This window comes from Bradyrhizobium sp. USDA 3240 (genome assembly GCF_054063295.1).
Genome location: NZ_JBSSGD010000002.1, coordinates 5580073 through 5593935, shown reverse-complemented (window position 1 = coordinate 5593935; position 13863 = coordinate 5580073). Strand labels below are relative to the sequence as shown.

The following is a 13863-nucleotide window of genomic DNA, read 5'->3' as shown; positions in this document are numbered from 1 at the left end:
GCCTTTGCCGCGAGGGCGTCGAACCCTCTGGGTCACGTTGAAAGGTTTCAGGTCACATTCTTCCTCCTTTCCAGGACTTATCCTGACGCAAGCTGGGCGCACATGCGACGTAACTTCTATCGGCGAGTTCTACGCATCGAAAGGGACATCCGTGGTCGCGGCGCCGAGGAGCGCCGTCTCGTTCGGCAGCAGACAATCCGGGCGCTGGCGGCAGCCTTCGAGCGATGGCTCCGTGCAAAGCTCGCGTTGATCAGCCAAAAGGGCAAGTTGGCCGACGCCATTCGCTATGCGCTCTCACGCTGGGAGGGCCTGACGCGCTTCATCGACGACGGTCATATCGAGCTCGACAACAACACTGTCGAACGATCGATCCGTCCGATCACGCTGAACCGGAACAATGTGCTGTTTGCAGGCTCTGACGGCGGTGCCGAGCACTGGGCCATCATCGCATCACTGGTCGAAACCTGTAAGCTGAACGACGTCGATCCACTCGCTTACCTGCCCGGCGCCCTCACCAGGATCGTCAACGGCCATCCAAACAGCGACATCGATCAGCTGCTTCCGTGGGCCTATTGCCGTCAAGACCTCAACGCTGTGGCCCGAGAACGACGCTCTGATGTCCGCTGTCAAGGATTAGAACGCAGAGCACCGCCCCGATCGTCGTCGATCGGCTATTCATAGAGATGGTCGTGCATAGGTGGAGGCGGAACCGAAGGACGTCGGTGATCAAGCTCTGATGCGCGGGTTGGCTACCGCATTCCCGATTGTGCGTCCGAGGTCTGCTCCTATCTTACTGCGGGCGTCGGCGCTCTTGCCGGCCACAAAGCGTCTGACGGGCATTCCCTCTGCCGTGGTCCCGCCTCCGCCCATGCACGATGATAAGGGCGCTCGATCAGGCTGTCTGCACTTGCCTGGCAACCGCCCACATGAACCCCACCAGTTCACGGGCGATAGCGGTGCAGACCACCGTCGTTCGTTTGCCGCGCGCCGCCAGCTTCCGGTACCGGGCCGTCAAGCGGCTCTGCGCCTTCCAAGCAATCTCTCGCACTGCTGGCGACGTCTGTTCGAGCCGGTATAGTTTTGTCTTGCCGATCTTCGGCGGGTGTCGATATGTCCAGGCGCTTTCGACCAACATGTGGCGAACACGGCCGTTGCCGGCCTTGGTGATGCCGCCACGTCTGACAGCCTCTCCCGTCGATCGCTCGCTTGGCACCAGACCGAGGTAACCCATAAGTTGACGTGGGCCCTCAAAACGGCTCACGTCACCGACCTCGGTTGCGAATGTCACTGCGACGACCAGATCGACGCCGCGCAATGTTTGAAGCGCCCGCACGAGCGGCTCCAGAGACCAGGTCGAGACGAACTCTTCGATCGTGCGCTCGAGCCGGTCGACCCGGTCCCTGGCGACGCGAACTGCTTCGACCATTTCTTGTAGCGCGATCTGATGTGCGGGGTGGTCGAACTGTTGTTCCTGGAGCCAACGCAAATAGCGCATCGTCCAGCCCTTTTTGCGGGGATAGGTGCGGCCATGCTTGAGCATGAAGGCGCTCACCTGCTGCCGGTGGATGCGCAGCGTCTCAACCGCTGCCGATCGAGCGCGAACGAGGTCGCGCATCGCTTCGTGACCTTCATCGGGAACCCATACCGCCGTCAGCTCGCCGGCGCGTAGCAGCCGCGCGAGAGAAACGGCGTCCCGGCGGTTCGTCTTCACACGATCACCCGGCTTCCTTGGGATCAGCGACGGCGCCACCACCGTGCATTGGTGGCCGAGCGACCGGATCAGGCGATAAAGACCATAGCCAGTCGGGCCGGCTTCGTAACAGAAGTGGACGCGGTCAAACCGGTTGGCGATCCGCCCTAAGACGCGGCGCATGTTGGTGGCCGAAGCATCAACCTCGCCGAAGAACCGAACCTCCCCCTCCCGGCCTGCATCCGCAATCGCGACGGCATTTCTCAGCTTGGCCACATCGATTCCGACGAATGCTTCCCTATAATCTGCCACGGCTCGTCCTCCTGTGATGAGGATCGGCTCGGTTCGCCCGAGCAACCCTCGGACGCGCAGTGTAGGGCGAGCCACCTCATCGGTAGAGGCGGACATACGGTCTTACAAATCTGCCGCGGTCGCCTCAACTACCGTTTTGGTGGGCCCCCAAGGAGCAGTGCCTTGTAGTGATAGGGCTGGCCTGTTTGCTGTGACCGCGGAGACCAACTGCCGCGCCTTGGCCGCTTCCCTTATTACGAGAGCTGGAACGTAGCGGCTTCAATCGGCGAGATCGAGTATCGAGAGCGAGATGTCGCCTAGCTGCTAGCCAATCTTCTCGCTCTCTCTCGTTGGAGTCGAAGGCTGGATTGATGACGGATTGGGAGACGATCCATTTTTCCATTATGACCGTGATCCCAAGCTCTTTTTCCGTCTCCACCCTTGCTGCGTTGAGTGCTGCGACTGCTTGCGTTTGATCGACAACAAGCTCTCCGGTCCGGTTCTGATAGCGAACCCTTATTGCCAGCGACGATGCTGCCGACCTCGGTTGTGAAACTATGCTTTTTTTTTTGCGCCCAGCGACGCTTCAATCTCCATACCGGCACGCGTTCCGCAACGGCTTCGGCATAGCGGTCTCGTGCAACAATCTGGCCTGGGAATGCGTACTTTCCCGCTTCGCGCAAGAGCTGCTCTAAGTGCGTCCGTTGACGAGGCGACTTGGTATTGAAATTCGAATGTAGCAAGCCGAGATTCTCGTGTCCTGGCGACCGCACCGTCGTTGGACACCGATCACGGTCTGCATCAGGCCTTTAATCTTCCAGGTAAATTGGCGCCAGCGCATGCGAGGCGGCGACCAGGCAAGCGGCGCTGCGAAGCCAAGCGATGGCGGGGTATCGATCATTCAGATATCGAGAACCGCTCGGCGGCATCGGCGAGATTGCTGTCAGGGTCATGACGGCAGCAGCGTTGCCGCGATCGATATCCGTAAAGTCACTGTCGGCCGGCGCCAGCGTGATACCGTTGTTTTCACCAGCGACTCGGGTCGCCGGCTTGAAGAGATCGGCCGGCGAGATCGCCCCTGTATTCTGCTTGATCGTGTCGGTCGCGCTGCCCTGCGCGTCAACATCGATCATCAGACCCCGGTGGCCAGCTTCCGCCATGAACCAAGCCAGATGCACAGCAAGCGTCGTCTTGCCGACACCCTTTTTAGTCGTCCGTGAAGAGCGGCTAAGCGATTGAGCTGGAATCGCATTTGTCGTTTTGGATTGTTAGGATTGCAGGGTTTTGATGCTTCGGACATCGGAACCTTGCAGTTTCATTTTCGGGATTCCGTCGAATCGCCAGTCATGATTCCGTCGTTGCATCGGAGGTGGCGATGCGACCGAAGAAGCACAAGACGACGGGATCGGGCGATCTGTTCCGGGCCAGGCTGGACCAGATCATCAATATGAAGCACGAGCTGGTTCAGCTCGCCGGCAAGGTTGATTGGGACTGGATCGACGGCGAGATCGCGCCGCTCTATAGCGAGAACGGCCGGCCGGGTATCGCGACCCGCTTCATGATCGGGCTGCTGCTCAAGCACATTTACGGCCTGTCCGACGAGGGGGAGCGTTGGGTCCACGACCCGTATTTCCAGTACTTCACCGGCGAAGAGTTCTTTCAGCACGCGTTCCCGCACGAGCGCTCGGACCTGAGCCACTGGCGCAAGCGGCTCGGCGACAAGCTGGAGCTGTTGCTGGCCGAGAGCTTGCGGGTGGCGCACGAGGCCGGCGCGTTACGCAGCCAAGACCTCAAGCGGGTCACGGTCGATACCACCGTGCAGCCGAAGGCGATCACCTTCCCGACCGACGCCAAGCTGCTGCACGCGGCGATCAAGGGGCTCAACCGCCTGGCGAGGAAGCACGGGGTCAAGCTGCGGCAGTCCTATCTTCGCATTGCCAAGAACCGCGGCAATGATGGCGGGACGCTACGCCCATGCCAAGCAATTCAAGCGGCATCATCGGCAGCTGCGCAGCCGGCTGGGCCGGATCATCCGCGATATCCGCTGCAAGATCGAAGGTCAGGCTGTGCTCGAGAACGCGTTCGCCCTCTCGCTCAGCCGGGCCACGCAGATTCGCGCGCAGCAGCAGCGCCAGCGCGGCTGGAAGCTCTATTCCTTCCACGCCCCGGAGGTGGAATGCATCGGCAAGGGCAAAGCAGCCGCGCCTTACGAGTTCGGTGTCAAAGCCTCTATCGTCACCAACAACCGGCGGGCTCCCGGTGGCCTGTTCGTGCTGCACGCCAGGGCGCTACCCGATAACCCGTACGACGGTCACACCTTGCGGGACGTCATCGACCGCACCGAGACACTCACCGGCTGCGCGATCGAGCGGGCCTATGTCGACAAGGGATATCGCGGCCACGACGCACAAAATCCCCGTCGCATCTTCATCTCTGGCCAGAAGCGCGGCGTCTTCGGTGTCATCAAGCGCGAGCTGCGCCGCCGCTCCGCCATCGAACCCATCATCGGACACCTGAAAGTCGATGGTTACCTCGGCCGCTGCTACCTCAAAGGCCGTGCCGGCGATGCGGCCAACGTCATCCTCTCCGCCGTCGGCTATAACTTCCGCCGTATCCTCGCCTGGCTCAGGAAGCTCTTGCGCTTCATCCTGACCGTCCTTTGGCGCGCCTTCGCAACCCCAGTCGCCCTCAATCCCGCTTGTTAACGGACGACTTTTTATTGTTGATGACGATCGTGTTCATTGATGACTATTCCTTCCGATCGTGGCTCCTGCTGGCACGATCTCGATGAAACCGGCCTCTTCTGCGGATTCCGATGATCTCGCCCGGGTGTACCGATTTGATCTCGCCCAGGATTCCGAGATGATCTCGCCCACCATTCCGATTTGATGTCGCCCGGGGCGCGAGGCGTTCTGGCTGTCTGGTTGCTGGCATCGGCGAAGCCGCGTGGTCAATCTTGAATCGCGGCTCGAAGGACTTGTTTTTTGCTGCTCCTGCTGTGGGCATGTGGGCAACGCCCTTCGCGTCGTCCAAGCGCAGCGGCATGTCCACAGGGCCACGGGCTCAGGCCTTTCGGCCAGGCTTACGGGTTCGCCGCGGGCTCTCGCCGTTGAGATCGATCCGGTGGGCGTTATGGACCAGGCGGTCGAGAACGGCGTCGGCATAGGTGGGGTCGCCGATCAGCGCGTGCCATTTATCGACGGGAAGCTGGCTGGTGACGATGGTGGAGCGGTGGCCGTAGCGGTCCTCGAGGATCTCCAGGAGGTCGTGGCGGGCCGCGGCGTCGAGCGGCTCGAGACCCCAGTCGTCGAGGATGAGGAGATCGACGCGGCCGAGCGCGCGCAGCAGGCGGGGGTGGCGGCCGTCACCGCGCGCCAAGGCCAGATCGCTGAACAGTCGCGGGACGCGCTGATAGAGCACGGAGCGATTGTCGCGGCAGGCTTTGTTGCCGAGCGCCGAGGCGAGCCAGCTCTTGCCGACGCCGGACGGGCCACAGATCAAAAGATTGGCGTGGTCGTGATCCATTGGCCTTCGACCAGCATCGTCAAGAGGCTGCGGTCGAGGCCGCGCGGGGTGCGATAGTCGATGTCCTCGATGCAGGCCTGCTGGCGCAGCTTGGCATATTGAAGCCGCTTCGACAGTCGCTTGTCGCGTCGCAGCGACGCTTCACGTTCGAGCAAGAGCGCAAGCCATTCGGCGTGACCGAGGCTGGCGGCCTCGCCGCCGGCTTCGATGTCGGCGAAGGCCTTGGCCATGCCGTGAAGGCCGAGTTGATGGAGCTGATCGAGGGTCGGATGGGTGAGCAAGGCGTGATCTCCTAATTGTAGTAGCGCGGCCCGCGGATGTTGGGATGGAGGATCGGTGCGTCGTCCGCGGAGCGCTTGGGTGAAGGACGCCGATCAAGATTGTTGGCGAGGATCGATTTGACCGAACCGTAAGTGCGCGCGCCGATATCGATCGCCCGCATGGCGGCGGCATCGAGCCGCTCTTGCCCGTAGGAGCGGGCCAGCCGGATGATGCCGAGGCAGGCGCGGAAGCCCTGCTCGGGGTGTGTGCGTTCATCCAGGATCAGATCACACAGCGCCGCGGTGGCCGGCCCGATCGTGGCGGCATCCTTGCGGATGCGCTCGATGGTCCAGCCGGCGTAGCGCCGATGACTGGAGGCCATGTGCTCCGGCACGGTCGTGTGCTTGTGGTTGCCGCTCACGCGTTGATGCGCGGCGATCCGCTCGCCCTTGTGGAAAGTCTCCACGGTGCGGGCGGTGAAGCGCACCTCGACCTCGGCGCGGACGAAGCGATGCGGGACGCTGTAGTAATGCGCCTCGACCTCGACGTGATAGTCGATGCTGACCCGGCAGATCCGCCACTCGGCGAACACGTAAGGGCTCTCCGGCAAGACCTTCAGTGCCGGCCGGTCGATCTTGCGGCGCGGTGACGCCGAGCCGCCGGATCGGCCGCTCCTCGTTGAGCCGGGTCATTAACTCGGCGATCGCCGCGTTGACCTCGGCGAGGCTGTGGAAGATCCGGTGGCGCAGCCGTCCGAGCAGCCAGCGCTCGACCATGAGGACCGCCTGCTCGACCTTGGCCTTGTCCCGTGGCCGTCGTGGCCTGGCAGGCAGAATGGCGGTGCCGTGATGCGCCGCCATATCGGCGTAGCTGCGGTTGATCTGCGGATCGTAGAGGCAGGCCTTGATCACCGCGACCTTGGTGTTGTCCGGCACCAGCAGTGCCGGCACGCCGCCGATCGCCTCGAAGGCGCCGACGTGCCCGCTGATCCAGTCGGCGAGGCCCTGCGTCCAGGTCGCCTGCGCGTAGGTGACGCTCGATGCGCCGAGCACCGCGACGAAAATCTGCGCGGCGCGCCGCTCGCCGGTGAGCCGGTCGATCACCACCGGCACGCCGTCGCCCGCATAGTCGACGAACAGCTTCTCGCCGGCCGCGTGCGACTGGCGCATCGTCACCGACAGCCGGCCTTCCCAGGCCCGGTAGAGCTCGCAGAACCGCGAATAGCGATACCCGCTGGGTTCGCCCGCGATGTACTCCTCCCACACAATCGACAGCGTCACGTGCTTGCGCTTGAGCTCGCGATGCACCGCCGCCCAGTCCGGCTCGGCCTGCCGCCGATGGCCCCGCCGGGTGCCCGGACCTCCTCCGGCGCTGGCGAACAGCCGGGCCTCCAGCACCGTGTCGGTGACGTCGCCTGGCAACGGCCAGGTCAGCCCCGCCGCCTCGAACCGGCGGATCGTCAACCGCACCGTCGAAGGGGCCGTGCCGACCCGCCGCGCAATCTCGCGGGTCGGCATCCCGGCCGACTTCAATCTGATCACATCGCGCACACGGCGCATCGCAAACCTCTCCGTCGGCATCCAGGTCCCCCTTCGCAAAGCCGAAAGGCGGGACCGTATCGGAGCCAGAAGAGGCCTCGTCACCCCGGGCGACATCATCCCGGAATGGTGGGCGACATCAAATCGGAACGGTGGGCGAGATCATTCCGGAATGGTGGGCGACATCGAGCGGAATCAGCACTCTTCATCCCTGCTGTTGGTTGGAACCAACAGCCGCTACGGACCGGCGCTTTCTAGATAATCTTCAAAGCCCGGCACAAATCCCCTGCCAGAAGAGTCAGGTCGGCCCAGCCAAAGAAAAAAGACGCGCCGGATCGAAAACCAGTCCGCACGGGTCGACAGGCGGTTGACGTTGTCACCGAAGCGCAGCCGCCCTCCCCGGCGGGTTGGTTTGAACTTCCAACACGTTCCGGGCCTGCACCATATTGCGACATCAACTGCTGGAAGGACGCGACAGAACCCGAAGCCCCAGAGACAGGAAATCCCTGCTCCGCGCGAGTCAGAGGGTCCCAGCGCGAAGAACACTAAATGGCGTCAGCTCAGTTGGTTGGGCTTTCCATCTGTTGAGCGTAGTGAAGGGGTTGAGAGCCAGGAATTGACTCCCGCAGTTCTACAAAGTTCCAGTTTGAGACATGAACCTTGGCACGCTTTGTGCTGACCCATCCTTGTCGGGATTTTGCATCACCTTCGCGGGGGGCTGGGAGCCAACGCCGGTCGAATCATTTCAAGCGAGCGGCGTTGTATTGTCGAAGCTCCTCGGCGAGTGATCCTGAATCCACACGTGGGCGACACTCGCCGGACCAAGGTATCAACCGCCTTGCCGAGGAAACCCCGCCAAGATCGTCTTTGGCGGCCGACAGCAATGTGAGCGTCCACAGATCGCTAACAAATCCGGAGAGGCTAGCGGGCTTATTTGTTGGCTCGCATGGGGAGCCGTCACTGCCGTCGCTTCGCGCGAGCGAGCCTTTGCGACTTGGTGCGAGACGACAAGCACAATGGCTGAATCTCGAATCTTTAAGAAGCGCCTCCTTCAGCTCGGCGGTCGATTAAGTTGACGATGCCGTTACGCCGCTTGTGCGGCACCAGCAACCGGTCGGCTCTCTGCTGAGATGTTTCGTTGTCGTGCAACACTTTGAGACTGCAGACGCGAGCGATCGCCACGGCGCGAGATTCGCTGATGGTTCATGGATTTTGCTTTTAGCTCTGATGCCGGTAGCGGACTGGCTGCCGGCGGTTCAGAAACCGTAATCCTGAACGGCCAATGTGCTTTTGGGGTGCCCCTTCGACATGGGCGCACCGTCCCACCGAACGGGGCTGTTATACGCTAGCCCATTGATGGCCACTGATGCTATCTCGGGTTTCTGACACCCAAGTCTACGGTCGCATACATCCTAGACGTTTGCAACAGTCATTGCCTACTCAGGGCGCGACGAAACCGCGCGCTCTCCCTTGGGTTTTCGTGCACACGGCTGCGCTCGGCCGCTCGGCTTTATCAAACCCGAATTGCTCAAGCTCCTGCCGAAAGCGCGGACAACGAACCTGCAAGCCGTGCTGCCGTGGCCTACTGCACTTAGGATCGAAAGCCCGACGCGGATATAGACGCAAAAGACGGCGAACATGGTCAGTCCAAAGACGTGCCGCACTCCTAATTCGCTGCGTCCTCTCTGAAAAGAACGCAGCCTGTTCGTCTTAGCGATTGTTGCCGGAGATCTATCACAGGCGGACGTGATCAGACCCGCAGGTTTTCTGCGCTGCTTTTTGCTCGCTTGGGGGCGACTTTGACTTCGTAAGAAATCTTTTGGCCTTCTGCCAAACCAGAGGGTCCAGCGCGCCCGCCAAGGCTCACCGCGCTTTCGGCAGCAATCGACGCCGATCGATCGCCAGCCTGTTTCGGTCCGGGTTCCTAAACCCGCGGTCAGCCTGCACCTAAAAATCCATCTCCTTTCGGGGGTGCGTTCGCTCGCCCGTTCGGGTTGTATCGTCGTCATGACAGAACACCCGGGCGTTTCAGAAAAACCAGACTTGGGAACGAGCCGCCGATGTCACGACCGCCGAAGCGCGATCGGTGCTGTCAATCGTACCCGTCGTCGGACAGGACCTCCAGGAAATGGTGACAGCGCTCGTCCCCAACCAAAGAGCCGAACGCTTCGAAAAATACCTTCTCCTGCTATCCGACGAGCTCAACAGGCTGGCGGTTGCTTCATAGTCCCCTCCGATTCGCGAGCTTGCGGGAAGGCTTGAAGATAGCTGACGTTTTGAGCCGCAGGCGCTGACCGCAATTACGTCATCGTATGCACGATTGACACGTTTAATTGCGTGGGCCACTTCTTGCAATTGCGAAGGCATCTCGTCCAGCAATGCGCCTACAGTGCAGACAATCAATGCGCCGGGCTGATTATCCCCTTCGCCTAGGTCAAGGACAAACCGCAGTCGGTCAGCTCGACCACGACGTCGGTTGTAGAAATGACGCCTTTGTGATGAGTGATTGCCAGCACGGTCACATCTTCCGCCAGGCTGCGAATACGGTCCAAAATGTCGCGCTCGGTTCGTTCGTCAAGCGCGGAGCTGGCCTCGTCGAGAAGAAGGATCGCCGGCTCGCCATAGAGCGCGCGGGCAATAGCAACACGCTGGCGCTCCCCGCCTGAAAGCTTCAAACCGCGTTCTCCAACGGTTGTTTCAAATCCTTCCGGCAGAGCCTCGATAATGCGGAGAATTGCGGCTTTTTCCGACGCACCGCGAAGGCGCACCTCGTCGCGGGGCCGTCCTAGCAGAATGTTGTCGGCTACCGACTCATTGAGCAACATCACGTCCTGCGGCACAATAGCAACTGCGGCATACCAATCCGTGTGATCGATGGTCGCTATATCGGTTCCATCGACCAGAATACGGCCGCAGTCTGGCTCGATCGATTTCAGGACGAGCTTGAATATTGTCGACTTCCCCGATCCGGATTCGCCGACAAGGAAGGTAATGGCGCCGCGCCTAGCCAGAAACGAGACATTCGTAACGCCACGACCGTTGTCGTAGGCATACCGAATGCCCTCGAAGGATAGCTGGCCAGCGGAGGGCGTGAAATCATGAGCATGAGATGTTCGCCGCTCTTCTGGTGCGACCCACAGTCTGGCGAGAGGAATGAGGTCGGCTCGCGACCGCGCCGCGTCAGAGATCGCGCGCGCGACCATCTCGAAGGGCGTATTGAGTTGGAGTAGAAGCGTGTTGAATAGCACAATATCGCCGATCGTGACCGCACCGGCCCGGTATTCAGGCATTAGAAGGAGAAGTGTGACGGCAAATTGTAGCGCGATGGCTAAGCCGAGCACGGCTATGTAGGCCAATCGTTGAAACACGTAGGCTCGCCAGTTATCGCGCACCTCCCGCGCCTTCATCGTAAAGCGCTGACTCATCCAGGAATGACTGCCGAAATGGCGCAACGTGTCCATGGAGTTCATGACGTTGCCGACGAAACGCGCATTCTCCTGTCCGGCTTCGATGGCCCGGTCCAGAAACACGCGCGCCCGACGCGTGGAATTCCACCCCAATGTAATCGCGACAGCCCCATAAGCGAGGACGATTGCAGCGACTTGGATATTGACGAGCACACCGAGAGTAGCGAGCGTAAGCAGAAGTTGCGCTGCAGCCGGGATGAATATCATAATTCCAAGCTGGACCAACGTCGTCAACCCGCTGCACCCGCGCGCGGCCGCACTCTGTATCTCCACGGGATTGTGCTCAAGAAAAAAGGCCGAGGTTTTTCTCAGAATGCGATCGAAAAAGCGAGTTGCAGCGATGAAGCCCAGGTTCTCGGCTGTCATGAAGGAAAGATACTGCAGCATGCGCTGCAATGCGGAGGCTATGCCGAGCAGGACCGCATAGCCGGCGAATCCCCAGGCAAGCGCCGACATGCCTTCCCCCCGCGGGAGACGATCAATGAGACTCGAAAATACATAGGGGGCTGCGACGCTGCTCGCGCTGGAGATCAGCACCACTGTGGCAACGATGAGAAGCAAGCGCCGATCGGATCGCCAGTACGCATGCAGAATTTCGGAAACCGGCGACAATGCGCTGTCGTTGACCTGATCTGCGGTTGATCCAGGGAATGGGGCTTTGCTTACACTGAGAGAGCCGACATGGCCTTGCGATCTGGATTCCATACGATCTCACGTAAAGATGCGGCTCTGTGGAATTTGCTGCCGTTTACCGTTACTAGACTCCAACCCAGTTTTGTCCAGCACCGTCATCCAACCCCGCCAAATCTTGGTAGGTTGTCGCCCGGGTTCTCACATGAGAGAAGTTATAGTGTGGCTCGACACGCTGCCGCGCCACACGACGAGAAGCCCGATCACGCTAGGAACAGACATGAAGAGCGCAACTGCAGACACGTCTAAGCGGCCATCGCGGCCCGATACAACTGACCTCCTCTTACCGGTGCTGCCACCTCCCACTATTGTGGGGCCGAAGGGCCCCTCCCTAACGACAGCGCTAACGAAGGCTACCTTTAAGATCATTCTTCACTCCGTTACCGCCTCTCACACGAGAGGCGGTAACGTTTAAGTCGAGGAACAAATGCTCAAGGCCACTCTGAAAATAGCCGACTTGGAAAACTATGGCGTTCATTCGGTCGTAATAGCCCTTGCGTCTACGGATCAGTTTCGTCAGCACTACCAGAAATGCATGTACTGGCCCGCTCGATTTTATCGTGATCGAGGCCGCTCGCCGGGGTCCTCGGTTGCGTGTACGAGCAGGCCATATAGGTAGCCTCCCAATTTACTTCCATGTGGAGGAGCGCACTCGTACGGTTACGCTCTCCTGGGATTTCGTGGATCTTTTGGATAACTCGGGAACGATTGATGCAGAAATCATAGCCCATCATCCATCTATGAGAACGTTCTATTCTGCGCGGCAGGCCTGCGTTGGCGCTAATCAGTTAATCTGCTGCGGCTGCATGGAACATCTCGGCCGTCCCGGCAGCGGCCATGGTGCCGAACGGGGCGTTTGCGTAGGTGATGATACGAACCGCCGCGCGATTTTCGATGGAAACAAGGGCCATCGGCGTCCTCTCTCCTGCCGCGCACCGGCTGCTCGGGGCCGTGGTCTCCATCGGAGGCGCCCTCACATTCTGGATGAACTTTCCAACTTTATAACGGATGCAAAGTGACCGCGGATGAGGGAGCCAAATCGGCATCCGGCGGTCGCTCGAACAAGCTCGCTTGAAAAAGGCTGGCCGATCTCCGCGTTGAGGTGGCCCGGGACTACGTGCCGAAAGACACGCTGGGTGCACCTGAGAAGCGCGTTATCGACGCGATCAATGCCGCCGGCAGTGCATTCACAGCCTGGCGAAACACGGCAGCACTAAGATTCTGTCACTGATGAAAATCGGCTACATTCGATTCTTGTTCTTCAGTGGGCGCAGGGGCTAGCGAGCCATCGGCCTGAACGATCATCTTGGGCGAGAGGGGCGCGCCAAGCGGCGGAACTGCCGATCGCCGGATCTGCGGCGGATATCGCCGGGAAAACACCGCAATGAGGCGCTGGCGGCGGCCAGCTTTTTCCACCACCTTCTCGATGGTCTTCTCTTTGGAGCGTAGCGCGGCGCGGTGCGTCGGCGTTGGCGATTCCACTCCTGTACGTCCGTTAACAGCAACATTACCTCACCTGCTGAAGTGCTCGCGCACGGAAAATTTGGCTCTTCAGCCCAACGAGCGATTGTTCGAGGCGTGGTCTTGAAGTGCGCGGCCAGTTGGACCGCTGTCATTAAGATGCCGATAGGGCCGATCGATGTCGGTCCAACATCCGCAGTGATGCTCCCCGTGCTGTCTTTCATTGCTCGCGAGCCGCCCCTAGCCAAGCGACCACGAGCGGGCGGCAGCTTGCCATTCATGAGCGATACTCTTCGTGCACGCCGCGAGAATATGATCTTGATCAGCCTAAAGAGCTAAGTGCTCGTCACCGCGAACTCATCAGGGCCTCCGCGCTGGCGGATGACCTCTCGGAGTGCAGATGGCTTCTCAGGGGCGGAAGAGCGAATAGCGGCCTCGAAGGCCGGTATGAATTTGAGCCGGGCCATTACAGCACGCTCCACAAAGCCATCGTGAGTGTCAGTCGGGGAAACGAGCTTTTGGTTTTGAGGCCGGCTAGGGGGCGGCCCAGTCGCCGTGAGCTGCGCAATCGTCGCGAGAACTACGCTCGTTTCGGTCGTTCCCCCGGACCAATCTCCGAGCGCCGCGATGGCTCCTTCCAAAGCCTCTTCACGGCTCATGTGAACTATCTCCCCAGCGAGCCTGTTGCAGAAGACCGGTAAAACCCAGGAAAAGAGGCGCGGGCGTCTGGAGGAGCCGCCCGCGCGAAGTTTGCTACGCCAAGCTTGGCTGCTGGGGTTACGTGAAATAAACAGCCAAGCCAAAAGGCTCTCAGCAACTCGCGTGCCAGACGGTCACGAACTTCAAGTGTAGAGATAAGCGGAGCCAGTCTTTTCGCCCGTCGTAGCCTGACCTCGACAGAGCATGGCGGCTAGCGCCACGATGGAACCGCGCGGGCGGT

At 60.6% G+C, this 13863-nt stretch carries 5 protein-coding genes and 4 pseudogenes; 2 read left to right on the top strand and 7 right to left on the bottom strand.

What is annotated here, in order from left to right; all coding sequences use genetic code 11:
- Nucleotides 1–12: 12 nt before the first annotated feature.
- A pseudogene (locus ACVIGA_RS27035) lies at nt 13–582 on the top strand (IS66 family transposase); the annotation flags it as partial.
- A gap of 310 nt (nt 583–892) precedes the next feature.
- On the opposite strand, the gene ACVIGA_RS27030 reads toward ACVIGA_RS27035, so the two are convergent.
- Together ACVIGA_RS27030 and ACVIGA_RS27025 are read right to left on the bottom strand one after the other, a co-directional pair.
- Nucleotides 893–2002, bottom strand: coding sequence for an IS110 family RNA-guided transposase (locus ACVIGA_RS27030; protein ID WP_173643979.1), 1110 nt, complete (start codon nt 2000–2002; stop codon nt 893–895).
- Nucleotides 2003–2790: 788 nt separating this feature from the next.
- A complete protein-coding gene (locus ACVIGA_RS27025) occupies nt 2791–3228 on the bottom strand; it encodes a ParA family protein (RefSeq protein WP_456670898.1) in 438 nt (145 codons plus the stop codon).
- Nucleotides 3229–3356: 128 nt separating this feature from the next.
- Between ACVIGA_RS27025 and ACVIGA_RS27020 the strand changes: the two are divergent.
- Nucleotides 3357–4686, top strand: a pseudogene (locus ACVIGA_RS27020) (IS5 family transposase).
- A 358-nt stretch (nt 4687–5044) separates the two neighbouring features.
- On the opposite strand, the pseudogene istB reads toward ACVIGA_RS27020, so the two are convergent.
- The 5 genes and pseudogenes from istB to ACVIGA_RS26995 all read right to left on the bottom strand — a co-directional run bounded on the left by istB (nt 5045) and on the right by ACVIGA_RS26995 (nt 12944).
- Nucleotides 5045–5787, bottom strand: a pseudogene (istB, locus tag ACVIGA_RS27015) (IS21-like element helper ATPase IstB).
- Between the two features lie 11 nt (nt 5788–5798).
- Nucleotides 5799–7326, bottom strand: a pseudogene (istA, locus tag ACVIGA_RS27010) (IS21 family transposase).
- Between the two features lie 2408 nt (nt 7327–9734).
- Nucleotides 9735–11477, bottom strand: coding sequence for an ABC transporter ATP-binding protein (locus tag ACVIGA_RS27005; RefSeq protein WP_173643869.1), 1743 nt, complete (start codon nt 11475–11477; stop codon nt 9735–9737).
- 773 nt (nt 11478–12250) lie between these two features.
- Nucleotides 12251–12373, bottom strand: coding sequence for a hypothetical protein (locus ACVIGA_RS27000; RefSeq protein ID WP_256459633.1), 123 nt, complete (start codon nt 12371–12373; stop codon nt 12251–12253).
- A 313-nt stretch (nt 12374–12686) separates the two neighbouring features.
- The gene (locus ACVIGA_RS26995) at nt 12687–12944 is read right to left on the bottom strand and encodes a hypothetical protein (RefSeq protein WP_173643868.1); all 258 of its coding nucleotides are present in this window, start codon (nt 12942–12944) and stop codon (nt 12687–12689) included.
- Nucleotides 12945–13863 lie beyond the last annotated feature (919 nt).